The sequence below is a fragment of the Bifidobacterium sp. ESL0820 genome, from assembly GCF_052606235.1.
The window spans coordinates 1,649,344-1,674,467 of the sequence record NZ_CP199594.1 but is presented as its reverse complement, the minus strand read 5'-3'; the positions used below and the strand labels follow the sequence as shown (position 1 = coordinate 1,674,467).

Genomic DNA, 25,124 nt, shown 5'->3' with positions numbered 1-25,124 from the left:
GTCTCCTCCCAGCCACCAGACAGGTCATCGTCAACGCCCAGGTCCGAGGCCTTTGCCCCTTTCAGTCCATGACGACATCCCTCGGCATTCAAACGGAAAGAGTGGATGGAGTTTCGAAGAAGCTTCCATCCACTCTTTCTGGCTTCAGGCCATCCGTGATTCAACTCCTACATAAGCCGCACATGATTCTTCCCTGGTGTTAGCTCCTCAAGAGGGCCGGGCACCGGGGCATCCCCACGAGCGATGCCAGTCAGGTCCCTATCTATGGCAATCGGGCTGCCATCCGGGGCCTCATACCGTTCTTCGGACATACGCGGCGCTCCCAACATGGCGGTGTCAACAATGCAGCAACCCATGTGGAACATGGCCTCAGGCAATTCCCCATCCAGCCAAACAGATCCGTCGCGGTCTGTTGCGACTTTGAATCTCGGATTATCCGAAACCTTGCAGGCATCGATGTCCTGAGAGCATGACTGCGCACCATTGAGATAGACGTTGCGGTCAATATAGGCAGGCTGTTTCACTCGTTCGAAAAGCTCAAGATCCCCGGGACCATGAGCATGAACCAGGTCCCGGTACTCGTCCATGCTGCCTGGGCACCCCTCATAGGTCTCTGTCCCCCTGGTAGTCACCCCAGGCAGATAAGCTTCTCCTCCCACAAATATGTTCTGATAGATCCGGTCGTCGCCTCCATAGACGCAGGCCGTGCCAGCGACAGTGGTCGAATGCGGCAAATGGTAGGGAGTGAACCGGTTGAGGACATCGCGGCGCTGGGCGGACCCGCAGAACAGGTTGTGCACAAAAGCGGTGCCCTGTGCCACATTGTCCAAGTTGTATGCCGAGGCGAACACATTGTTGTCGACCAGGCAGGGGCCGTGAGTGACTTCAATCATAAAATCACGGATATTGTCATTGAAAACATTCGAACTCACCCGCGTCCCCTGGGCCTCCCAATCCAGCCAGATTCCCAATGTGGAGTCATGGATATGATTATGCCTGATAATCACATCGATTGCGGTATGCAGTTTGATGCCGGCTATCTCATGGCCGAAGAACTCATGTTTATTGCCAATGTCATGGATGTCATTGTCCTCGATCACCGAACGGATGCAACCCAGATGCCCTACGACTCCATTCTGGCCACAGTCGTGGATATGGTTATTGCGCACGAGATGCGAACCGACGGTCTCCATATCCCACCCGGCATGACGAGCGCGGAAAACCGTCTCCAATTGCGTCTGATACCCGGGCTTGTACCCCCACCGGGTGGATTCGATGTCACCAGTGGACCAGTCCTTGCCCAGAGAAACTGCGCTGCACCTGGCATCGTGCAGATCATTTCCCTCAATGACCCATCCCTTTGACCAGTGGGTGCCGATCAGACCCTGCTGGTCACCCGTGGGGGGAGCCCATTGGCAGGCAGCCTGGGCCATCTCGAACCCGGTTACTGTTATGTAGTTGATGCCGGTACGCAGCGGGTAGAAGCAGGTCGGTCGCACATTGATCTCCACCAGATTGGCGTTCGGATCATACCCTTGGAAATTCGCCCAAATGCAGGTTGTCCGATCCCCGACCTGTGCGTACCACTGATAGACCGTATCCTCTGGATGAGCCACCGGCTCCTCCTCATTGACCCAGTCGGGTCCGAAACCGGTCTTGCGCATCTGGGGATTGCGCACCGACTCCACGTCCGGAGCCTGGTACATCGACTTCCCATTGATATAGACCTCGCCGAGAGTCATATTCCATGTACTCGGCCGTTCCAGCCAATCACCCTTGAGTGGGGTTGCAAAGGGGTTGAAGCTTCCAAACAGGCTGTTGTCGATTTCGGCCGTCCACACTGAATTCCCGCGGTCCTGCCAGCAGCTGACACGCTCTGAACCCTTGATCACCGGATGCTCGCCGGGAGCGGCAGTATAGGTGATCCGGTCGTACCGATCCTTTCCGCCGTTGATTGGATTCACGCTCTCCCTGTATGTGCCAGCATGCACCATGACCACATCGCCGGCCAGGGCCACATCGGCTGCCTGCTGAATGCTGCGAAAAGGCCTTTCCTCGCTGCCATCGCCGCAGTCATCAGAGCCTTCCTTCACGTGCAGAACCCTGCTCCCAGTGTCTGGTCTCATTATTTCCTCCTTGAAGATACGGGAATTAAATCAATGAACTAATTTGCACTTAGTAATTACTAAGTATATAGTAATCATCGACTCCCGACGACGGAAGCCGTCGGGACTCAGCCAAAACGAAGAGAAGATAGGACTCAAAGAGGAGACTGACATGAAACAATCGGGCAAACTCATTGCAGCCATAGCATCCACGGCCATGCTACTGGGAGCCTCCGCCTGCGGTTCCCAGCCCGGAAACTCGTCGGGCAGCAAGGCGGAAGGCGCCAATGTGACGACCTGGGCTATGACGGATGCACCCTGGAATCCCGTAAAGGATGCCTTCAAGGAATGGAACAAGGACCACAAGGATGCCCAGATCAGCGAGGAAAGCTTTGCCAATGACGCTTACAAGGAGAAAATCCGCACTGCAGTAGGCTCAGGCAACGCCCCTACTTTCTTCCCCAGTTGGGGAGGGTCGCCGCTGACCGACTACGCCAAGAGCAAGGCAATCACCGATCTGACCCCAGAACTCAAGACCGATATTCAGAGCAAGGTGCTTGACTCGGTTTCGGCGGAAGGTTTCCGAGACGGCAAGCTTTATGCCGTACCTACCGGACAGGCCCAGCCTGTTCTGATGTTCTACAACAAGAAAGTGCTCAAGGAGGCGGGCATCGACTCGGCCCCACAAACATGGGACGAACTGGTCGCTGACGTCTCAGCACTGAAAGCCGCAGGCAAGACCCCCATCTCCCTGGCGGGCGGCAGCAAGTGGCCATACCTGATGTGGGCCGCATACCTTGTTGACCGCATCGGAGGCCCTGAAGTCTTCGACAATGTGCTCAAGGGCAAGAAAGACGCCTGGAGCGATCCTGCGGTGACCAAGGCCATGGCGATGATTCAGGAGCTGGTCAAGGCAGGTGCCTTCGGCGATTCCTACCAGTCCCTGACCGCCGACGACAGGAAAGACACTGCACTCATCACCACTGGACAGGCGGGCTTTGAACTCATGGGGTCCTGGGTGTATTCGGACCTGATCAGCATCAGCAAAGACTTCACTTCCAAGGATCTGGGCTACGCCCCCTTCCCGACCGTCCAGGACGGCAAGGGCGACCCCAATGACCTGACAGGAAATTTGTCCAGCTACTGGCAGCTTTCGTCAAAGGCCAGTAAAGAACAGAAGAAGACCTTTGTAGACTTCATCAAGACCAAGAACTATTCCGACACCATGGTCGATGCCATGCTCAAGCAGGGGCAGGTCCCTCCGGTAAAAAACATCGATTCCAAGATCAAAGCAGCTGACGATGGTTCAGGCTACTACCCCTGGCTGTACCAGGCCGTAAAAAAGGCGCCACACTATCAGCTCTCCTGGGATGTTGCGCTTCCCTCTGAACAGGGCCAGGCCATATTGAACAATCTGGAGCAGGTGTTCCTGAATACCATGTCTCCTGATCAGTTCGTTTCGGCGATGAACAAAACGATCAAATAGCTCCCAAGGTACAAACAAACTATGAGAGGAGCGCTATGAGGAAAACACATCAAAGGAGCGCGGAGAAGACCCTGCACAAGGGGCCGTCATTATGGTACGCCTTGCCGGCCTTGCTGCTGTTCGGTCTATTCGCGGCAATTCCCCTGGTAGGTGTGGTCATCCTGTCCCTGACCAACTGGGACGGACTGGGGGCGGTTACATGGAATGGCGTCGGCAACTGGATCAGAATGCTCCATGACCCGCTGGTGCTCAACGGTCTGAAGCTCACTGTGATACTCACTGTTGTCAGCTGGCTGGTGCAAACTCCCATCTGCATCCTTTTGGGTGTCTTCATGGCAGGAAAGCAGCGGTACAGGGCCTTCCTGTCAGTGTTCTACTTCATTCCGCTCCTTTTCTCGTCCACTGCGGTCGCCATAGCCTTCAAGAATCTTCTGGATCCGCAATTCGGTCTTGGAAAAGCTTTTGGATGGAAGTGGCTCGCGCACAACTGGCTGGGCGATCCCAACACCGCCCTCTGGACCCTGATCGTTGTGGTTTCCTGGTGCTTCATACCATTGCATTCACTGCTCTATCAGGGTGCTGTACGGCAGATACCCCAAAGCCTGTATGAGGCAGCCATGCTGGACGGAGCAGGGACTGTACGCCAGTTCTTCTCCATCACCCTGCCGCAGATCAAATATACCTTTGCCACCGATTCGACCCTGATGATTGTGGGATCGCTGACCTATTTCGACCTGGTCTATGTCATGACCGCAGGAGGTCCGGGAAATGCCACGCGCATTCTTCCATTGGACATGTATCTCAAAGGCTTCAAGAGCTATGACATGGGCGGGGCGAGCGTCGTGGGAGTCATCATCCTCGTCATGGGCATCGTCATATCGCTCCTGCTCAACAAGCTATCGGGTTCCGACAAGATGGAAAGCCAGATGGAGGGAGTCTGATGATCAGAATCAAAGGAAAGCAAATCAACATCGTCGGAGGATTCCTGGGCTGGATCTGGCTGGCCGTCGTGGTTGTGCCCGTATACTACATTTTGGTAACCTCGGTCCGAAATCAGAACGATCTGTTCTCCCAAAACCCGCTTTCGCTGCCAAGCCATGTCACTTTTGACGCATATCGAAGAGTCTTCCAGAATCATTTCCTCAGGTATATCTGGAATTCGGTCTTCGTCACGGTCGTCACCGTAGCCATAATTCTGCTGGTCACCTTCATGGTGGCTTACATGATCGTGCGCAGAAACGACAAGTGGTCCCGCGGGGTCTACAAATTCATCATCACCGGCCTGGCCATACCCATGCAGGCCGTGATCATCCCGGTGTATTACCTCATTATCCGCATTGGCCTCTATGACACTTTGTGGGCCTTGATCCTGCCGTCAGCGGCCTTTGCGATCCCCATCTCGGTAATGATATTGACCAACTTTCTGAGAGACATACCCCAGTCTCTTTTCGAAGCCATGTCAGTGGACGGGGCCAGCGAGTTCACGACCATGACGAAGCTCGCCGTTCCGATGGTCAGGCCCGCAATCATCACAGTAGCTATCTATGACGGTCTGAACGTCTGGAATGGTTTTCTCTTCCCGTTGATTCTGACCCAGTCTGCAGATAACCGCGTGATACCCCTGTCGCTCTGGCTCTTCCAGGGACAGTTCACAGTGGATACACCTGGAATACTGGCAGCAGTGGTTATTTCGGTGCTGCCGATCCTGACAGCCTACATCTTCGGTCGTAAACAGATGGTTGCAGGCTTGACAGCAGGGTTCAGCAAATAATCCTCAAAGTCAGCCCAGCTGAAAGAACGGACAGGGGCCAAGCGGAACGGTTTCCCGCTTGGCCCCTGTTTGTTCGGACAATGCATTGCCGGTTGACGGATTATCCTGATATAAGTGGTTGCATCGCGTAAATCAAATACGGATACAATGCTGTTGGTACACGTCGACTTTCTCAGAGGGATGACCAATGAATAGGCGAAAGCGTTCTACTTCGTCACCGCGAATGTCGGCCGACCAGCGCAGAACAAGCATTCTGAAATCGACAATCGCTTGTATTTCCAAGTTCGGCTTCTGGGGGTTCACCATACGTGATGTAGCGGAAGCTGAGGGAGTGACTGAGGCAGGACTTCTGTACTACTTCAAGTCCAAAGAGGAACTTCTCGTCAAAACCCTGGAATATGCGGACAGCATCAACGCCGAAGCCATCGCCAAGCGCCTTGGAGTCAGTGAGGAAACCGATATTTCAGATGGGCTGGGCTACCACGGTAATTTCAGTCTCAAGACCCTGACCACTGCAACTGTGGAGGCGAACGTCTCCCGCCCTCAATTGGTCAGTCTGTATATCGTCCTTCAAGGCGAATCCCTGGAAGACAACCATCCCGCCCACCAGTTCTTTCTCGATCGTGAGCAGAAGGTTCTTCACGAGTATGCCTACGTTGCCAAGAGGGACGGGCTTGAGAACCCCGACCGAATAGCCCTGCAAACGCTCAGTGCCATGGACGGGCTCCAGCTGCGGTGGCTGACAGGCGGCAAAACCATGGATTTTGTTGATGAATGGAAACGCTTCATCAACATCATCATTCCCGACTGACCCACAGCCATTATCGGCGATAGAAATATCGCAACATCAGCATCAAGCCGGATGATTGACCAAATCGCGCTCGATCCAGGCCATGACCAGCCTGGCCAGAGCATCAACCTCTGCATCGGTCAGAGCCCGGCCGCGCGGGATGTGGTGCCAGCGCTCGATGCATCCGCGGCAGCAGGTGGCCGTGGCATGCTGGGCCGTGAAGACCGGATGCCCGCGGTAGGGGGTCTGCTTGCCGTCCTTCAAAGGGTGGGCAGGCCCCACACGCTTGGCCAGCATCTCATGGGCGTGGCGGTCGATGGTATCCCTGCCCTTGGCGCGGGCGTAGGCGCGATCCTTGGCCGAAAGGGAGAAACCGGACCGGAAGCGCGAATGTCCCAATCTGGCAAGCGTGTGCTGAATCCAGGCCTCATCTGCCCCGGCCGACGCTGATCCGCTGCTGGTCATTTCCTGCTCGCCTCCCTGTTCAGCCTTACCAAAGAGTCTGTACCCAGGCAAGGTTTCCCATGCGGAATAATTCATTGAACATGACACTGATAGGGACCAGTGTCAGGGGTAGGGTGAAGACAGTACTTGTATCCACTAACTACCAGACCCGCCATGTTCGGTCATGTCCGGGTCACACAAGGGGGCTTCATGGCCAAAAGCAAGATGACTGTAGCCGAGATGATCGGGCTCTTCCTCACCCCTGACGCGCCTGTGCAGGTGACCGCCTTCGATGGGTCGGTCTTCGGGCAGGACCAAGCGCCGCTGCATCTGGAAGTCAAGAATTCCCGTGCCATGTACTACATCACGGAAAATCCCAACGACCTGGGTCTGGCCCGGGCCTACCTGCAGGGCGATCTGGATTCTCCCGAGCTGCTGCCAGGCAACCCCTACCAGGTTCTCAAGGAATTGATGGGCCTCAAGCACTTCGTCAAGCATCCCAGCAAGATGGAGCTGGCCCGGGCAGCTGCGGCCGTCTTCTCACACGGGGTGCGCGTACCCGAGCCGCCGGCCATCGAAGGGCCCTCCCTGGCCAAGCGACTGACTGAGGGCATCCGTCCCCACACCCGCCGGGGCGACGCAGCCACCGTCAGCTACCACTACGACCAGTCCAACGACTTCTACCGGCTCTTCCTGGGCTCCTCCATGACCTACACCTGCGCCGTCTTCGAGAAGGAGGACGACAGCCTGGAGGACGCTCAGTGGCACAAGCTCAACATGGTCCTGGACAAGATGCACCTGAACAAGGGCGACCGTCTGCTGGACGTGGGCTGCGGCTGGGGCTCCATGGAGATCGCGGCCGCCCGCCGCGGCATTCACGTCATCGGCGTGACTCTGGCTGAGGAGCAGGTCGAGTGGGCTCAGAACTGGATTCGTCAGGAGGGCCTGCAGGATCTGGCCGAGGTCAGGCTGATGGACTACCGCGACGTGCCCGAGTCCGGATTCGATGGAATCTGCTCCATCGGCATGATGGAGCATGTGGGCTACAAGCAGTACCCCTCCTACTTCAAAGAGATGATGGACAAGCTGCGTCCGGGCGGCATCCTGCTCAACCACCAGATCACCCGCACCAACTCCCATGACCACAAGCGGGCCGGCGGCTTCATCGACCGCTACATCTTCCCGGACGGCGAGCTGGCCAGCCCGGCCGAGATCGAACTGGCCATCCAGGACACCGGCTTCGAGGTCATCACCCAGGAGAACCTGCGCCAGCACTATGCGCTGACCCTCAAGCACTGGACTGAGAACCTCCAGGAGCACTGGGGCCAGGCCAAGCCCATGGTGGGCGAGCCCAAGGCGCGTCTCTGGGGCCTGTACATGGCCGGCGCGCGGCTCAACTTCGAGCTCGACAACATTCAAATACACCAGTTCCAGTGCATCAAGCCCGATCCCGAGACCGGCACGGACACCTACCCGCTGCGTCCTTGGTGGGATCGCTAGTTGATCTGAAGAAAAGGGGCGAGGAATCGAATCCTCGCCCCTTTTTGTCTCTGCCACCCGTGCAGCCCGGTTCTCAGGAAGATCTGTCCGCCGAAGCCTCCAGCCGGGCCAGGTCCAGGGCCTTATTGAAGGCGTCCGAGGTCCAGCTGGCCCCAGCCACCTTCTCCACCTTGAGGTCCTTGAGCGGACGCCCTTGGACCACACCGGGCACAGCCCGGGCGAAGCGTTCCATGTGACCGCGCGAGATGGGCGAGTCCGAATGCCCCTGGACCTGGACCCGGCTCACCTGCCCTCCCGACAGATCCAGATCCACATCGATGGTGTCGGCCCCGTCACGCCCGTACTTGCCCGTCAGAGCGTAGGTGCCGTCGTGATAGTTGCCCGTGTCGGCCGGAGCGGCCGGCAACCCATCACGCGAGACGGCCGTAGGCTTGCCCTCGCCCGCCGCGCCGGATCCTTCCGCTGACCCTGGAGCAGAGCTGGACTCTGCGCCTGACCCGGCGAACTCGTCGTCCATGGGCTTGGCCTGCTGGCTTCCGCAGCCGCCCAAAAGAGAGCCCACCGCCACCAGGGTCGCCAATGTTGCCGAGGCCGTGGCCAGTCCCCGAGACTTGCTTTTAGCCATTTCAACGCCCTCCTTCTGCATCAGCAGCCGATCCCGGCAGGGTGCCGCCGGTCTTGGCCGTCTTGGTGGGGTCGTGGAAGCCCACCGGAATATCCTGGTCCCCGGAATCGCCAGGATCTCCACTGAAGGCCGGCCGACCTCCGGCTGCCAGGTAGGCCCGCTTGGCCTCCTCATCATTCCACTGCTCGCCGGCCAGCACACCGTGGTTGAGCATGATCTCCCGCTGGGCGCAGGAGGCCACCAGGGCATCGTGGGTGACCACGATCAGGGAGGTCCCTTGGTCATGCAATTGCCGGAAGAGGTCCAGCACGATCCGCTCATTGGCCTCGTCCAGGTTGCCAGTGGGCTCGTCAGCCAGGATCAGTTTGGGCTCGTTGATCAGCGCCCGGGCCACGCAGACCCGCTGCTGCTCGCCGCCCGAAAGCTGGCTGGGCAGATGGCGGGCTCGATCCGCCAGACCCACCCGGTCCAGGGCCTTCATGGCCTGGTCTTCGTCCACCACTGAGTGGTAGTACTGGGCCACCATGACGTTCTCCAGAGCGGTCAGATGCGGGACCAGGTAGAACTTCTGGAAGACCAGGCCGATCACGTTCTTGCGCACATCGGCCAGCTGGGACTGGCTCAGATCCTCCAGCGGCCGCCCCTGCAGGCGGACCGAACCACGGCTGGGCGTGTCCATGCAACCCAGAATGTTCATCAGCGTGGTCTTGCCTGAGCCGGATGACCCCACCACGGCCAGCCACTGACCTTGCGGGACGCTCAGATTCAAATCGTCCAGGGCATGCAGATCGCCGTAGATCTTGGATACATGGTCCAGATCCAGCAGCATGCCGCCGCCCGACGGGGACTCGTTCGCCTTTGCCTGCGTCATTGTCATTCCTCCCTCAAAACCAGGGCCGGGTCGATACGCGAAGCCCGGAGGACCGGCCGGATGGATGCGATCATGGATATGGCCACGCTCAGCAGGACCGTGCCCAGGGCCAGCCACCAGTTGAAGCCCAGCGGCCGCTGGAAGACGGACAAGCAGAGCAGCCGGGCGAAGCCATAGCCCAGAGCGGTGCCGATCAGGCCTCCTGCCAATCCGTAGCAGGCCGACTCAGCCAGAAACTCCATGGCTATCCCCCGCGATGAGGCGCCCAGAGCCTTGCGCAGGCCGATCTCGCTGCGCCGCTGGGAGACGATGGAGGCCATGGTGGTCCCCACGCCCACAAAGGTCAGGACCAGCACCACCACCGAAACCAGCCAGAAGAGCGACTGGAGCATGGCGATGGTGTGGCTGTCGCCCGCTGTGATCCTGGTGACTGGCCGGGCCTTGACCCCCATGGAGGTCATGTCGTTGATGCTGGCAGCGATGGTCTTCAGCCCCGAGGTCATGGTGTTGACCGAGTATTCGATGACATCGGTACCCCGTTTGGCCCGGGTCAGGAGCTCCAGATCGGCCAGGTCAGCGTAGATGATGCGATCCTCGGGACCGCCGGTATCGACAATGCCCCCCACACGGAAGTCTCGCCCCTGCCCTCCGGCCTTGCCCGTGACGGTGGATTGCCCGGCCGGATAGCCAATAGTTATCTGCTTGCCAGTGGTCAGCCCCAGCGAATCTGCCAGATCCCGCCCCACCATGACTGAACCGGACTGCGGCCAGGATCCCTCCACACTCCAGTGACGGTTGAGCTGACGCACCTGGTCGGGTTGGATGCCGGCCATCACGCGAGCCCCGGCATTGACCTGCACCGTCTCATATCGATAGGTGGCGTACCGCGCCGGGGCCTTGGCAGTCACCATGTGGGTGGTGTGGTCCACCATGCTCTGCTCGATGCCGGACCCGGACCGATTGCCTCCCTGAATGGGCGAGACAACCAGGTTGGCCCCGTAGGAGCGCATCTCCTGGTTGATCTGCCTGGGGGCTTCGATGCAGACCGCCGCCAGGCAGAAAAGGGTGGCCGCGCCCACCAAGGAGGCCACCACGGCCATCAGGGCCCGGCCCCTACGGCGGAAGACGGCCCCGAAGAGCATGGTCAGAAACATGCGGGTGTTGGTCATATGGCTTGTATGGCGATCAGCGGCCATGAAGCACCTCCGCCGGCCGAAGCCGCAGAATCGATCTGATGGACGAAATGGACGCCAGCAGCACGGTCAGGGCCAGCAGCACGAAGACCAGCACGAAGACCATGGGCCTCATGGTGATGCCCGAGCCGAAGACCACTCTGCCCACAATCTGTGCCACTCCGGAGCCCAGCAGGGCGCCGACCAGAGCCCCAACCAGGGCGATCAGCGCCGTCTCGGCCAGCACCAGTCGGGACACGGCTCCATCGGTGGCACCCAAGGCCTTGAGCAGAGCGAACTCCGAGGACCTCTCGGATATGGAGGACGCCATCAGGTTGGCCACGGCGATGGCTGCCGCCAGCAGGCTGAGCACGGTCATCAGAATCATGACCGCCTGGGTCTTTTGTAGAACATCGCCCTGCAGGGCTGCCACCTGTCTGACCTGCTTGGCCATGGACCCGGGTATGGCCTCCTCGATCTGGTAGGCGATGGAGGACGGATAAGCCGTGCAGTACCAGGTCTCCCACTCGTCCTGGGAGAGGGCAGCAGGGTTTCGTGCGGCCTTGCGGGCCAGGTCGTTCTCGGGCGTGGTCAGGGCCTTGACCTCCACCTGATCGATCTGATCGGTCAGGCCGGACATCTCCTGCAACGCCTTGGTGGGCAGGTAGAGGGAGGAGGCATCCGAATCACCGGAGTCGAAGATGCCCACAATGGTGACGGTCTGCTGTTTACCATCCAGACCCACCTTGACCTGGTCGCCGACCTGACGGCCACCCAGTCGTGCAGCCAGCTCTTTGCCCATCATGGCCTCGGTCCTGCTGCCGGACCCAGCCTCGTCCTTGGGCCAGCGTCCTTGAACCTTCCACCAGGGCCGAAGACCTTTCAGGCCTGCGGTGCTGCTCTCGCCGCTGTCAACCTTGACGGTCCGGCCGAACCAGGTGCCCACCAGGGGGGCGCCGACCTGGTCCACGGTGCCGCGAAGGTCCAGACGGGGGGCAAAGTCGGTGATGTTGTAGGCCCAGAAGATGGTCTTGATCTTGGGCACCTGGGACTCCTTGAGGAAGGCTGTCGGCGTTGACTCGTCGCCTGATGGGCCGCCCTCCTGGTCGCCGTAGAGGTCGGAGACCACGGCATCAGCCTTGGCCTGGACCGTGATGTTGGATCCGTAGGTGGACAGTTCCGCGTTGAGCTTGTCGCCCACGTCGAAGACCACCCCCAGCATGGCCGTTGCTACGCAGGCAGACAGGCAGACCGTGACGGCGATGAGCATTCTTCGCCCAAACTGGCGGCTGAACGACCGCAGCATCATGCGCATGAAGAACATACCAACCGCTCCTTCCCTTTTTTTCAGCTCTTGAAGTGCGATGACAGGGCATCCAGGTCGGCGGTGCTGATCAGTATGGCGCCCCGGCCGGTTTTGTAGGGCAGGGGGACGGGATTACAGCCGCCCTTGAACCCGATGGTGGCCAGGTTGATGGCTACGTCGCACTTCTTGCAGATGATCTTGCCGTCTTTTTCGTAGTAGCCCGCATCCCCGCAGTTATCGCAGGCATCCAGCCCTACCCCATAGGCGGCGCCATTCTTGCGGATGATGATGAAGCGCATCTCGGTGCCGTCCTTGGCCCGGTAGCTGAATCGATGCAGGTGGCCATCCTCCACCTGGGAGAAACGGATGGTAGCCGTATGGGCAGTCAGGGAATACCGCTCCGGAGGCGAGAGCACGGGGACCTTGTGGGCCTGGGCCGTGCCCACGGTCAGGGCCAGGGTGACACCGATCATGGCTACCAGGCTCCAGACCGCTGATGCCAGGGCCCTTCGACGGAAGGCCCGGTGGCTGCGGTCGTCGGCCGTGGAAGCTCCGGTCACCGGCATGCGCCAGCCTGCGACCAGGCAGGCCAGGACTGGAATGATGAAGACCAGAACCTGGGCAAGCACCAGGATCAGGTCGGCGTTGTAACCCAGGGCCATGACCCGGAAGGCCCAGCCGTGCAGAAGAACCAGGCCAGTGGTCTGCATCAGGGCCACCAGGGCTACGCCGTGCCGGACCAGCAGCAGGACCACCATGAGCAGGGCGGCCAGACGGAAGGCTATCCGGGGGCAGGAGGTATGCATGGTCCTCAGAATGGCAGCCACCGTCACAGCGGCAGCCAGGCCGAGCAGGAAACCCAGGGCCCGCAGGAGCATGGCCGAGGTCAGCACCGGCTCCCCCGGCTCAACAAAGGCCGTAAGCTGCAGGATGACATCGGGCAGGGCACGGAAGGTGGTCAGTGCTATGGCCAGTGCCGCGAAACCGTTGGCCAGATCCATGGCCCAGGGGCGGCGATGCCAGTCTGAAACCAGCCGGTCGGCGGCCAGCACCACCGCGATGGCCGCCAGATCGGTCAGAACGCAGGCTACCAGGGTCGGGTAGTTGACCATGGTCCGCCGGTTGATGATCACGGTGGCGCGCAGGAGGGCGAAGACCAACGCCCCCAGCACGCCGACCCCCAGACCGATCAGTCGCCAGGAGGAGGAACGGGGCCGATCGCGGCCTTCGCCCACCCCCAGCAGCACGCTGAAAACCATGACCAGGAGGGCCGGGGCCAGCGTCCCCGGCAAGACCGTGACAAATTGCTCAAGCATGGTGCATAGCAGCTTACCACTGGTGGGGCGTGTAGTCCCAGTCCCAGCTGACCACGATGGGCTCGGTCCAGAAGTGTCCCTTCACGCCGGTCTCCGGGTCGACGTGCAGCATCCAGCCCTTCTTCTCCGGGGAGTCGATGGAATAGGTCAGCTTGTAGGATCCGGCCTTCTCCATCTTGATGTTGGCCCCGTAATGCGGGCCATCCGAGGCGTTCATCTGCATGAAGGTGCCGGACTGCTTGTCGTTGGGATCATCCTTGTTCTGGATGGTGTAGTTGACGGTCAGATCCGGAACGAACTCACCCTTGGCATAGCCCAGGTTGTTGTTGGGCAGGGCGTGGATATCAGCCTCCAGGTGCAGGCTGGCATCAGCCGCCTTCAGACCCATGGATGCAGGCTCCATGTCGATGGGCTGGAAGAAGACCGTGCCGATGTTCAGAGGGCCCTTCTGCTGATCGTCGGGCGGGATGGGGATCTCCTCGAACCCGGCCCCCTTGCCCGCCGAGGACTGGGAGGCACCGGAGGCCTCAGGCGCGGGCGCCTCACGGGTGCCTGACCCGCTGGAGCCGCACCCCGCCAGGGCCAGGGTGCCTGAGAGCACCAGCGCGACCAAGGCGGTCAATTGTCTCTTCTTCATGATTGTCCTTCGCTCTTTGGTGTTTGCATGGACGCCGTGACCTCATAGGGCACAGCCCCTTCGGCGGTCTGCTCGGTTTCCGCCTGGTGGGCGGTTGCCGACGACGACCCGCCGGAGTCCTGATTCGACTGCGCCTGCTCCTGCTTGTGCAGGCGGTGGGTCGACACAATTGCCAGCACGACCACGACCAGGGCCGCCAGGATCTGGGCGCCGATGGTCTGCGTGTATGGATACAGCCCGATCCAGTCGCTGGTGGGCACCCCGGGCAGGTAGGTGGCCGGCACCAGGTCGCCCTCGATCAGGGCATGGACGCCGCCCCCGGCGAAGATGACCACCATAACCGCCATGAGCAGGCTGGTGATGATGAAGAAGGGCCGGATGGGAATCTTGACCGAGGTGAAGCGGATGAGCATGAAGACGATGACCAGGACCACGGCGGCTGCCGCAAAACCGGTCCAGATCTCACGTGTGCCGCCAGGAGCCATGGCGAAGATGGCCTGGTAGAACATGACCGTCTCAGCCCCCTCGCGGAAGACCGCCAGGAAGGAAAGCAGGGCCAGGGAGATCACACTGCCCTTCGAGATAGCAGCCACCGTCCGGCTTTGAATGTAGTGGTTCCAGGATTCCACAGAGGACTTGGACAGCATCCAGTTGCTGGTGTAGAGCAGCATGAGCATGGCCACCAGGGCCACCACGCCCTCCAGGATCTCCTGCTGAGGGCCATTCCCGTTGAAGAGCAGAGTGAAGAGCAGGGCCACCAGCCCGCTGGCTATAAGGCCCGCTGCAATGCCCCAGTAGATGTGCCGGACATTGTCTTTATGGCCGGACTTGACCAGGTAGGCGATGATGGCCGCCACCACCAGGATGGCCTCCAGACCCTCCCGCAGCAGAACCACGAAGGCCTGGCCGAAGGCGGAGGTCAGGAAGGACGTCCACCCATTGACCTGGTCCGCGGCGCCTCCATCCAAAATGGCGGCGTCCTCGACCAGCATGCTTTTCAGGTCGTTCACCAGGGTCTTGGCCGGCTTGCCCGCCACCATGGCCATCCGGGTCTCCTTGAACTGGTACTCGACCTGGGAGACCCTGTTGCCGCTGATGGCGTTCATGACGTTTTTCTCGAAGCCCAGCTTTTCGTAATACTGGTAATAGGCCTTGTTGACCAGGTCGGATCCCGCCTGGCCCTGCCCCTTGGACGCCTGGGCGAGCGCCTGATCCAGAATGGGCGTCATCTCGTGGGCCACCTGGGTCCAGGTCCGGTCGCCCTTGCCGTTGTTCCGATGCTTCTTGGCTGCGTCCAGCCTTCGACGGTCCGCCTTGATCTGCTCCTGCTGGGCCTTGGCATAGGCGCGGGGATTGGCCAGCCCCTGGGTGGCATCCAGCTGGGAGGCCGCAGCAGCCAGATCGGCTCGCAAAGCTTCGCAATCCTGGTCTATAACAGCTTGATTGTTATCCGCATAGGCTTTCGACTGAAGAGACTGAAAACGTTCATCCAAGTCGTTGCGGCGGTCCTGCCCCAATGTTGAAGCGGTAACTGTAACGAAATTCGAACCGATGTAGCCTGAATTGTAGGCAGCCATGAAATTGGCAGCGGCCCCTGCATGATCACCATCAGCATAAGCTCGCCGCCCAGAATTCAGATCCTGATCAATGGCCTTGACCACATCGGTCCAAGTAGCATAACTGGTCGACGCGGATGCCCCTAGGGCCGTTTGCATTGGCAGGCAACATAGGATGAAGCACACAGTCAGCAATGCCAAGATCGACGACATGCGCGCCGATATGCGTCCAGTCTTAGCCATCCTGACCTCCAGTATCAGCTTCCACACCTGCGTTACTAGGATCAATAAAGCTGTATATCTCCGTACAACACGATCCATGGGTTAATCTACTGCAAAGCAAACAGAAAAAATAGGTTTGACTTTTTACCCATTTCACACTATGGGAGCTATGAGGAGAATGCGCGTGGATTTTGCGCCTTGCCGCCCTATATGCCTCCCTCTTGCATGGATGGCTTCACATCGATCGTGTAGGAGAGCTCATCAACTTTCTCTTTGTTGATGAGCTTCATGAGAACAGAAACCGCAACCTTCGCCAGTTGTCGGTAAGGCTGAATGATCGTAGGCAATGGCGGGTATGCAGTCTTGTATATGAAGGATCCATCATATCCGAACACCAGCAAATCTGCGGGAATAGACAACCCTCTTGTCAAGGCCCTCTTTTGAACCGCGAGCGCCACCATATCTGAGGCGAACACGCCGTCAAGATCGGGATACCGATCCAAAATCATATCCGCCACATCCAGATAAGAGTCAAAATCGAACTGATTCAGTCCAAGTTCATAGGTGTGGCAGGCGATGCCATGTTTCATCATTTCTTCGCCGAATGCCGCATGACGCTTTCCTGAGGGTGTTCTCACCTTCGTATATCCGACCAGCTGGATGACCTTCTTGCACCCATGTCTGATAAAGGCCTGCGCAGCTATGCGTCCACCTTGCTCATGGTTGGCACTTACCACAGGAATGTCATCGGCAAGGTTCCTGTCCAAAGCAACAATCGGAGCACTGATGTCCGAATACCGTATATCAATTGAATGGCTGCCGATGATGATGCCGTCGACTTTGTTTTCCTGGAGCATCTCCAGGTACTTCTTCTCTTTGCTCGAAGAGTCTTTGGTATCGCACAGGATCATCTTGTAGCCTTTGCGATCCAACTGATCCTCTATGCAGGCGGTCATCGTCGAAAAGAAAGGCTGGGTAACGTCTGGTATGACCAAACCGACCAGGTTGGTTCTGTTGCTGTACAGACTTCGAGCAATCTGGTTGGGATGGTATTGAAGAACATTGATGGCGTTGTGTATCTTTTCGCGAGTCATCTGCGATATGTATCCGCGATTATTGAGGTAACGGGACACGGTATTTTTAGAAACTCCGGCATACTGTGCTACATCATTAATCGTCGTCATACTGGCTCCATCACACGTGTTCGGTACCTCTGCCAACCACGGCACCCGACGGGATAACCCACATCATTAGTAGATTACGCCTGCCACTGCGGCAAAGACATCAAATCCGCACCCCGTACGATCGCAGACCCAACAGGTTGGCCTCACCGCCTTGAGTCGAAACAGTAAATCCATTGCACCCATTTTTGGGGAAAATGTTGAGCGAATGACATACTCTGCCATCATCCGCAAAAATCTCTAGTGATGTACGATCACTGACGATGCGAACTGATAAAGCAGCATTCCTCACGCCAGTCAAACTACTCCGAGTGGCCCCCTTGCTCCATCCATCAGCCCGATTGCGATCCACTACCATGAGTGCACGTTTCAGATCAAGATAGCAGACAGTTTCATGCTGCTTGTCTGCGCGCATGTGCAGTTCGACGACATCAGCTGTGGTAGTCGCCAGATCAATCGAAAAAGTCAGATCATAATGCACGCCATCAGATACCGGGATATCGGTTGGCTCCACTCCCACTGCCATGTGCTCCAACTCATAGGGGTCAACGTGGAGCAGCGAGAGCTCTCGAACAGGTTCGAATGCCAATTCATCCTGGCCTTCAAGGCGCACCTCTCGCGGAAGACAGAATGACCCGCACCAACCTTCGCGATATGTCGGCCCCCAGTCCTTCCAAAACGGCATCCAGTCCCAGCAATTCGCCCAAGCAAGCATGATCCTACGCCCTGAACCATCCAGAAAGGTCTGAGGAGCATAGAAATCGAATCCCCAATCAATCTCTCCATTCGAGGTATAACAAAATCGCCCGGTCCGATAATCGAAATCACCAATGAAGTAGACGACTGTGCGCTCTCCTGCTCCCATCGGCGAGCAGAATAGGACATAACGGTCGCCAAGTTTAAAGAAATCGGGGCACTCCCACATGTAGCCCCATTCACCCCTGCTTTCCGCCATAGTGTTGAGAAACTGCCAGTGGATCAGATCGTCGGAACGATAGAGCAGGACACAGGCCTGACCATGCCGTTGTGCCCCACATATCAGGTAATAAACACCTTCGTGCTCCCAGACCTTGGGATCGCGGAAGAAATCATGAGACACCCCCTCGGGGGCGCTGATGACCGGGTTACCTTCATATTTCTTGAAGTGAATGCCGTCATCACTCCACGCCAGGCACTGGTTCTGCTCAAACCCTCTGCCATTATTGGAAGTGCCGGTGTACAGCAAATACAGCCTGTCATCCTTAACGATGGCGCTCCCGGAGAAGCAGCCACCTTGTGGATGGTCGTCATACCATTCGCTTGGAGCCAATGCGATCGGCAGATATCTCCAATGGAAGAGATCATCGCTGACCGCATGACCCCAAAACATGCGGCCCCAAAACCCGCTGTAGGGATTAAATTGATAAAAGATGTGATATTGTCCGCGGAACCAGATCAAACCATTGGGATCATTGATCCAACCGGTTTGTCCCATGAAGTGGTATTCCTGCCTCATAACTCCTGCAGACACCTGAGCCTTGTGATCATCAATATGCTTTTGCGCATGTGCAATGGCCAAGGCCATGCTCTTCTGGGACATTTCCGATTTTCCTTTCACTTGGTCAAATGGTCAGCGGTCGAACGCCTGGCGTTGCTCTGCAGCAAATTGCGTATTCAATTCAGACTCGTGAGCAGTCTTTTCCTCCTTGAGACGGAACTGCTCCTGCCGTAGCGGTCTATAGGCCTTCCAACGACGTTCGTAGGATTCTCTGGCCTCACGCATATCGTCAGTCAATGAAGGCATGCCACCGTCTCGTGTGGCATAGGTGGGCACATCGGGTATCCGCTGATCGACCGGCAGGATATGCAAGGGCGTTTCATCAGGCATAGTCTGATACCAGTAAGCGGTGGAGCTCCAGTCATCAGAAAGCTGGTTGGCGTGTCCGTGTTCGATGCTGACTCTCAGACTCTTAGAGAACCTGACCGGATCAGTGATATGAAATCGATATGAGACCTGCACACCATTTGAATCTGCCTCATGGACAATAGTCCCAAAGAAGGGGAAAGAGTTCCTCTGCATACCCCATGCATTATTGAAGTAATCCTCAGTACCGGTGCCATTGAGACTGGGATACTCTTCTCCATCTATGAAGAACATATCATTGCCTTCACCCCACCAGCTGCCTTGATAGTGGTGGACGGTCAGATTGCACCCTACGTAGTGTCCCCTTCCCTTAACGTCCAAAAGGGTGTAATTGTTTTCACCTTTGAGGTTTCGTACTCCGTTGACTTCAGGCGCATTGACCTGCAGATCGTCGCCCCATCCTGCACAGCGGGCGGTTCTGTTCCAGCAAGCATGGAAATATGCCGTATCGTCAGGAAGATGATCCCTATACATTTCATAATCAATGTTGAAATACAGAATGAAGGGCAAATCACCCTCGTTGATGATATCGATGCGAGCCTTTCGATCGAACGGCATCGGGAAGTAGCACGATACCGAACAGGGTGCGCCGAATCTTCCAGCCTCTTCGGGTTTGAGCGAGACATTGAAGGGCAGAGATGAGAAATTCCCCGGATAACTGTTCCCTATACAGAAAAAGTCTCCCAAGGGGGCAAGAACACTTGGACTGTCCTGATCATCCCACGTGATGCTGATCAGCACTTTCCGATAATAGAATGGGTCATAATCATCCCAGACCACGCCCAAGGCGGGACCGATCTCCATGACAGGAGCTGCCTGTGCCATTTGCTGGGGATCCATGATTGAGGGAGCCGCCACCCTCCTGCAGGAGGATGTCATCCACATGTGCGTAATGCAGCCAGGGCCTTCTATTTCCCCTAAGCAGGTGGTCTTGCCCGCAGGAACCTCCCAGTAGTCCTGATTCCTTCCGCTGTGGTCCCAGCTCGACAATCGCCCATTGCGCGAATCCGTAATTGTCGTCAAATCTCGAAACAGCCCGTTTATGTTATTCATTCTTTGCCCTTTCATTGTCTATTGAATAGAGAAGGTCAAACGCCAATTTCCTCATTCATCCCTTGACAGCCCCGGCAACCATGCCGCCTACGATCTTCTTTTGGAAGAGCCCGTAGAAAATCAGCTCGGGGATGATGATCATGACGCTGGATGCCACAATGCCGCCATAATCGACCGTATAAGTGCCCTTGAAGAAGGAGGCACCCATCGCCAGCGTGTAGTCAGCTTGCCTGCGCAGCATGACCGATGCAAAGGGATACTCATTCCACATGTACAGCACGTTGAATATGACCACGGTAGCGATGACTGGTTTGGTCATGGGCAGAATAATACGAATCATAAGATCCCATATTGAGCACCCATCAATAATGGCCGCCTCGTCAATTTCAGGCGGCAGCGCCTGCAGATAACCGACGAAGAGCAGAGTGTTGAAAGAAATTGACGAGGCCACATAGGGAAACACCAGAGCCCACTGTTCCCGTAATCCGAAAAAGATATTGATCTTATACACCGGAAACAGCAGGATGAAGGGGGAAACGCACAGCCCTGCTATGAGAAACCCATAGACCAGCCGTCGCAAATTGGGATGGTCGAACACCATCCTTGCCAGAGCGAATGAACTCAGGAAGGTTATGACCAGCTCGATGGCCAAAGCGACCACGCAGACCATGAAGGTGTTGGCGTATAGTCTTGGATAGTCAAGCGTTTTCAGTGCGTTGACATAGTTGCCCCAACTTAAGGAATGCGGCAAGGCAAGTGGGTTGGACAGGATTTCTGCGTTGCTCTTAAACGACAGAACAAGCATCCAGATGAAGGGGAACACCACCAGAACCGTAATGATGGCGATTAGGACATACATTATGCGTTTCGTGCGTTTCGCAAGCATGCTTACTCACCCTTCCTGCTGAAGATGAAGTACAGCCCTGTAAGCGCCAGTGAAATAAGGAAGGTGACACTGGCGATGGACATGCCGTATCCGTAGTCACTGCTGGTGAAAGTCATGGAATAGCTGTAGGTCACCAGAGTCTCGGAGAGATGGTTGGGGCCGCCGCCAGTAGTCTGCTGTACAATTTCGAATATTTTGAATATACCTGTAATGATTAGGACCGCAACGGTTGATATCGTGGAGCGCATCATCGGTATGACGACATAACGGACCCGCTGCCAGCCCGTGGCACCATCGATTTGAGCAGCTTCAAGAACCTCTTCGGGAATCATCTTCAAACCGGCGATGAAGATGGTGACCAGATAACCTAATTGCTGCCAGAAGTAGATAATGGCGATGCTATACGGAGAAAGGACAGTCCCGCCTATCCACTGCTTGGCCCAACCTCGTAATCCGATTGCTCGCAGCAGACCATTGACAATGCCCACCTTCGGATCCAGTATGTAGACCCAAATAATGCCCACGATGATAGGGGCGATAATCGCAGGAGAGAAAATCAGCGATTTGGAAAGATCGATGAACCGCAGTTTGTTGTTGAGCAGCAATGCAATGAAAAACGAAAGAATCATGAGCAGTACTGAGGCAACGACAAAGATGATTATTGTGTTCGCGCCAGATTTCCAAAAGAATGGATCATGGATGAGCCGAACATAGTTGGACAATCCAATGAATCTTGCCCGCCCGATTCCGGAATATCTAGTAAAGCTGTATCCGATAGCTATAGCTATAGGGGCGATGATAAAGATTACGTAAACCAAGCACGTGGGTATCAGAAAACCCACCTTGTACCGCGTCTTGCTGAGCCAACGCATATGATGCCGTTCTTCCAAGTGTGATGCCCCTCATTCCCTCAAATCCCCCGTTTGGAGAATGGGCAGACATATTCAATTACTTATGACTGGTTTTCCAGGCTTGATCGATCTTGCTCAAACCTGCAGAAGGTGTATAAGTACCTTGGATCACTCCGAAAATGGCGTCATAGAGAGCCTGTTGACTCGCTGCATCCAAGGTGAGATCCGGTGCAGAGGCTGGCGAAGGCCAGTTCTTGCCAAGCGCCTTGAGCATCTCATTCATGGCGTATTGGTTTGACGTCGCTTTCAGCCCTGGATAATTGGTCGCAGGGAAGGTCGATTTGGCATAGGACATCTTTGCGGCCTGTTCCCCGTAATAGAACTTGAGGAATTCGTAGACACCGGCTTTCATCGCCGTATCATCGCCTACAGCCTTGTTGACCACGATCGGATTCGCCGGGACCCTCATGGATACATTTTGGTCATATGAGGAATCACTAAACTTTGGACCCCACCAAAATCCGACCTTGTCCCCTAAAGAAGAATCAAATTCGGCACAGTCCCACTGCCCAGATCCGAATAAAGCAGCTTTCCCGTCATTAAACTGCTGTTTGGCATCGAAGTATTCAATGGTCGAAACATTTTCCGGGAAAGCACCGGCCTTTGCCAACCTTTCGATTTTATCAAATGCTTTGAGAAAATCAGGATTATTGAATTGTTCTTTTCCTGCCTTGATCTTCTTCAGATTGTCCTGCCAGCCGTATCGAACCAAAAGCTCGTTAAATTCCCACATCGTATAGGAGCTGTTTTTGCTTCCTATGGCAATCGGCGTATATCCTCCTGCCTTGATCTTGGGAAGCGTCTCCATCAGCTGCTCATACGTGGTGTCATCGTTGGGATAAGGAATCCCCAACTTGTCAAAAATCTCCTTGTTATAGAAAAAGCCTTGCACATTGCTCTGATAGGGGAGCCCATATTGACCGGTCTGCTTATCTTCAAACGAGTCCTTTCCCCCAGCGATTGCCTTGGCCACCGAAGGGTTATTCTGCAGAAAATCACGCAGGTCCAGCAAGGCGCCGGACTTACTGTATTCGGGAGCTTCGCTGGCATCGATCCAGAACAGCTGGGGCAATGTGCCATCAGAAGCCTCGAGCTTCATATTCTTAGAATGAGATTCCTTGTCAGATGCTTCGAAGACCACCTTGTATTTGCCTTGATGCTTCTTGTTGAATGCCTGCACTATGTCATACGTCACAGCCTCTTGCTTTTTCGGATTGGCCACATGAATGCCAAATTTGATGATCGTCGACCCGCTGGCATCCTTGCCCTGATTGCCGCACGCTCCCAGCATGCCCAAGGACAAAATCCCGGCCAAGCAGGCCGCAACAGTTTTCACCACGTTGTGTCTGTTCATTTTCTTATCCTTTTTGTAACCCACCAGTAGCCGTTTCCCTTCAGAAACATGAACGCTTTCGTCCCGGAACCGGTCATGGCAACTCACCACCTTCGTCAGCAGACCAAGCATCAGACAATCGCGATCCGTTGTATGTTAATCGAATAACATATTCAGGACACTATTGAGTACAGTCCCAAAACTGGAGTACTGGTTTACATCAGCAATCTGTCGTAGATAACTGTATTTACAAGCCTTTCTTGAACCTGCTGATTACAGCGTACATCAATAACAGAATATGTCAACCGGATAACATAAGACCCACGTTATCGCGTACCCAATCAAGCAGGCAACCTCTGTCCGGCCAACGGTGAAGGCGTGTAGCCTCAATGGATAACAGCAGATCCTTTGAAGATGAGGAAAAATAATCAGCGAGCCATCAGGAACCGGATCGATGACCCGCTGACATGTCGCGCATGGCTTGATGTAACTAGTTGTTGACCTGAACTCAGGCCAGCTTGGGCTCGCCCCTGTGCTTCCACAGGCAGATGCCGCCGAAGACCAGCAGCCAGACCAATCCCAGTATGGCCGGATACCGGGTGTCGGGAGCCAGGAAGAGCGAGAGATAGATCAGGACGAAGAAGGCGATGGCAACGGCTCCAGTCACCCGGTAGGCCGGCATGAGGAACCCGTCAGGCATGAAGTCCGGGCTGGTCCGGTAGCGACGGTGAGCCAGCAGGGTCAGGATGTAAATAAAGATGATGACCGCGCTGGAGCAGGAGGTGAACAGGACGAAGGTGTCCTCGAAGCCGGGCAACAGATGCAGCACCGGGGATAAAAGGATCAACACCCCAGACAGAATGATGGCCCGGGCAGGCACCTTGCCGCGGCGTGAAATCGTATGCAGGCTGCGCATCACCGGAGAGTGGCCGGCGGCGGCCAGCTGGAAGAGGTTGCGGCCGGCGGAATAGAGCAGGGAATTCAGCGAGGAACTGGCTGCCGTGATGACCACGAAGAAGACCAGGGCGGCCGCCCAGTCGACCCCGGCGTAGCGAAAGACCATGACGAATGGCGAGGTGAAGCTGCCGTCAGCGTTGGGACGGAAAGAGCGCCAGGGCACGATCAGCATGATGGCGACCAGGGCGCCCACGTAGAAGATCAGCACCCTCAGGATGATCTGGTTGATGGCCTTGGGCAGGACCTTGCGGGGATTCTGGGTCTCGGAGACGGTGACCCCCACGAATTCGATCATCTCGTAGGCGAAGAAGACCATCTGGAAGCTCATGAAGAAGGCCATCCACCCGTTGGGCGCCATGCTCAGGCCATTGGTGATGTTGTCCAGGCCCGCATGGCCGGCCGGGCTGATCCGATCCTGCCCCGGCATGTGAACCGCCGGATAGTGGAAGCCCGTGATGACCATGACCACGGCCGTGGCGATCATGGCCAGGATCAGGGTGATCTTAATCATGGAGAACCAGAACTCGGTCTCCCCGAAGACCCGCACGGCAATCAGGTTGATGCACACCATGGCCGCCAGGAAGCAGAGCTCGATCAGGCCCCGCCAAGCGCTCAGATCGATGCCGAAGGTGCCGAAGAAAGTGACAAAGTAGGTGCCCACGGCAGTCAGCTCGGACATGCCGATCAGGATGAGCACGATCCAGTAGGACCAGCCGGCGAAAGACCCCCACCCCTGGCCCAGGTAGCGGCTGATGAAGGCGATGAAGGTGTGCTGGACGGGGCTGCGATACATGAGCTCGCCAATGGCCCGCATGAGCAGGTACATGATCACGCCGACGCCGATGTAGACCAGGATGATGGAGGGGCCGGTCAGGGCTATGGACTTGCCCGACCCCAGGAAGAGCCCGGTGCCGATGGTGCCCCCGATGGCAATGAACTGCACATGACGGTTGCTCAGACCGCGTTCCATGCCGTCGCCTGCCGAGGCGCTGTCACCTTGATTCTGCTGCGCCAAAGGGCCATTGCCCGTACGGTTCATGCGACTGCACCTCCTTGTCTTCACAACCCATTAATCATCGCCGTCCAGGAAGGGACATCC

General features: G+C 56.8%; 21 protein-coding genes. 5 read left to right on the top strand and 16 right to left on the bottom strand.

Features of this window, described 5'->3' with window-relative positions; all coding sequences use genetic code 11:
• Positions 1-167: 167 nt before the first annotated feature.
• Positions 168-2,126 carry a right-handed parallel beta-helix repeat-containing protein gene (locus ACUIAH_RS06540; RefSeq protein ID WP_445340741.1) on the bottom strand — a complete coding sequence of 653 codons (1,959 nt, stop codon included), beginning with the start codon at positions 2,124-2,126 and terminating at the stop codon, positions 168-170.
• Between the two features lie 151 nt (positions 2,127-2,277).
• Between ACUIAH_RS06540 and ACUIAH_RS06535 the strand changes: the two genes are divergently transcribed.
• From ACUIAH_RS06535 to ACUIAH_RS06520, 4 genes are all read left to right on the top strand, one after another.
• Positions 2,278-3,591, top strand: a complete 1,314-nt coding sequence (locus ACUIAH_RS06535) for an extracellular solute-binding protein (RefSeq protein ID WP_445340740.1) — start codon at positions 2,278-2,280, stop codon at positions 3,589-3,591.
• A gap of 35 nt (positions 3,592-3,626) precedes the next feature.
• Positions 3,627-4,532, top strand: a complete 906-nt coding sequence (locus ACUIAH_RS06530) for a carbohydrate ABC transporter permease (protein ID WP_445340739.1) — start codon at positions 3,627-3,629, stop codon at positions 4,530-4,532.
• Entirely contained in the window at positions 4,532-5,362 is an 831-nt protein-coding gene (locus tag ACUIAH_RS06525; protein ID WP_445340738.1) for a carbohydrate ABC transporter permease, read from the top strand. The genes ACUIAH_RS06530 and ACUIAH_RS06525 overlap by 1 nt, the downstream gene beginning before the upstream one ends.
• Positions 5,363-5,549: 187 nt before the next feature.
• A complete protein-coding gene (locus ACUIAH_RS06520; RefSeq protein ID WP_045925014.1) occupies positions 5,550-6,173 on the top strand; it encodes a TetR/AcrR family transcriptional regulator in 624 nt (207 codons plus the stop codon).
• Positions 6,174-6,215: 42 nt separating this feature from the next.
• On the opposite strand, the gene ACUIAH_RS06515 is transcribed toward ACUIAH_RS06520, so the two are convergent.
• Positions 6,216-6,617, bottom strand: coding sequence for a DUF4186 domain-containing protein (locus tag ACUIAH_RS06515; protein WP_445340737.1), 402 nt, complete (start codon positions 6,615-6,617; stop codon positions 6,216-6,218).
• A 189-nt stretch (positions 6,618-6,806) separates the two neighbouring features.
• On the opposite strand from ACUIAH_RS06515, the gene ACUIAH_RS06510 reads away from it, so the two are divergent.
• Entirely contained in the window at positions 6,807-8,096 is a 1,290-nt protein-coding gene (locus ACUIAH_RS06510) for a class I SAM-dependent methyltransferase (RefSeq protein WP_306221500.1), read from the top strand.
• A gap of 73 nt (positions 8,097-8,169) precedes the next feature.
• On the opposite strand, the gene ACUIAH_RS06505 is transcribed toward ACUIAH_RS06510, so the two are convergent.
• The 14 genes from ACUIAH_RS06505 to ACUIAH_RS06440 form a co-directional block, all read right to left on the bottom strand.
• Positions 8,170-8,721 carry an FMN-binding protein gene (locus tag ACUIAH_RS06505; protein ID WP_445340736.1) on the bottom strand — a complete coding sequence of 184 codons (552 nt, stop codon included), beginning with the start codon at positions 8,719-8,721 and terminating at the stop codon, positions 8,170-8,172.
• Position 8,722: 1 nt separating this feature from the next.
• Positions 8,723-9,550: an ABC transporter ATP-binding protein gene (locus ACUIAH_RS06500; protein WP_445341569.1), complete on the bottom strand. Its 828-nt coding sequence runs from the start codon at positions 9,548-9,550 to the stop codon at positions 8,723-8,725.
• Between the two features lie 44 nt (positions 9,551-9,594).
• Entirely contained in the window at positions 9,595-10,761 is a 1,167-nt protein-coding gene (locus tag ACUIAH_RS06495; RefSeq protein ID WP_445341568.1) for an ABC transporter permease, read from the bottom strand.
• A 16-nt stretch (positions 10,762-10,777) separates the two neighbouring features.
• Positions 10,778-12,088, bottom strand: a complete 1,311-nt coding sequence (locus ACUIAH_RS06490) for an ABC transporter permease (RefSeq protein WP_445340735.1) — start codon at positions 12,086-12,088, stop codon at positions 10,778-10,780.
• Positions 12,089-12,111: 23 nt separating this feature from the next.
• Positions 12,112-13,386 carry a Fe-S-containing protein gene (locus ACUIAH_RS06485; protein ID WP_445340734.1) on the bottom strand — a complete coding sequence of 425 codons (1,275 nt, stop codon included), beginning with the start codon at positions 13,384-13,386 and terminating at the stop codon, positions 12,112-12,114.
• 13 nt (positions 13,387-13,399) lie between these two features.
• Positions 13,400-14,023, bottom strand: a complete 624-nt coding sequence (locus tag ACUIAH_RS06480) for an iron transporter (RefSeq protein ID WP_029678340.1) — start codon at positions 14,021-14,023, stop codon at positions 13,400-13,402.
• Complete coding sequence (locus ACUIAH_RS06475; protein WP_445340733.1) at positions 14,020-15,822, bottom strand: FTR1 family iron permease; 1,803 nt, start codon at positions 15,820-15,822, stop codon at positions 14,020-14,022. The genes ACUIAH_RS06480 and ACUIAH_RS06475 overlap by 4 nt, the downstream gene beginning before the upstream one ends.
• A 185-nt stretch (positions 15,823-16,007) precedes the next feature.
• A complete protein-coding gene (locus tag ACUIAH_RS06470; protein WP_445340732.1) occupies positions 16,008-16,985 on the bottom strand; it encodes a LacI family DNA-binding transcriptional regulator in 978 nt (325 codons plus the stop codon).
• Between the two features lie 100 nt (positions 16,986-17,085).
• On the bottom strand, positions 17,086-18,561 hold the full coding sequence (locus tag ACUIAH_RS06465; RefSeq protein WP_445340731.1) for a glycoside hydrolase family 32 protein: 1,476 nt from the start codon (positions 18,559-18,561) through the stop codon (positions 17,086-17,088).
• A 30-nt stretch (positions 18,562-18,591) separates the two neighbouring features.
• Positions 18,592-19,710, bottom strand: a complete 1,119-nt coding sequence (locus ACUIAH_RS06460; protein WP_445340730.1) for a glycoside hydrolase family 172 protein — start codon at positions 19,708-19,710, stop codon at positions 18,592-18,594.
• Between the two features lie 283 nt (positions 19,711-19,993).
• Complete coding sequence (locus tag ACUIAH_RS06455; protein WP_445340729.1) at positions 19,994-20,824, bottom strand: carbohydrate ABC transporter permease; 831 nt, start codon at positions 20,822-20,824, stop codon at positions 19,994-19,996.
• 2 nt (positions 20,825-20,826) lie between these two features.
• Positions 20,827-21,546 (bottom strand): carbohydrate ABC transporter permease, encoded by a 720-nt coding sequence (locus ACUIAH_RS06450; RefSeq protein ID WP_445340728.1) that lies wholly within the window; start codon positions 21,544-21,546, stop codon positions 20,827-20,829.
• Between the two features lie 226 nt (positions 21,547-21,772).
• On the bottom strand, positions 21,773-23,089 hold the full coding sequence (locus tag ACUIAH_RS06445) for an ABC transporter substrate-binding protein (RefSeq protein WP_445340727.1): 1,317 nt from the start codon (positions 23,087-23,089) through the stop codon (positions 21,773-21,775).
• Between the two features lie 487 nt (positions 23,090-23,576).
• Positions 23,577-25,064, bottom strand: coding sequence for an amino acid permease (locus ACUIAH_RS06440; protein ID WP_445340726.1), 1,488 nt, complete (start codon positions 25,062-25,064; stop codon positions 23,577-23,579).
• Between the last annotated feature and the right edge of the window lie 60 nt (positions 25,065-25,124).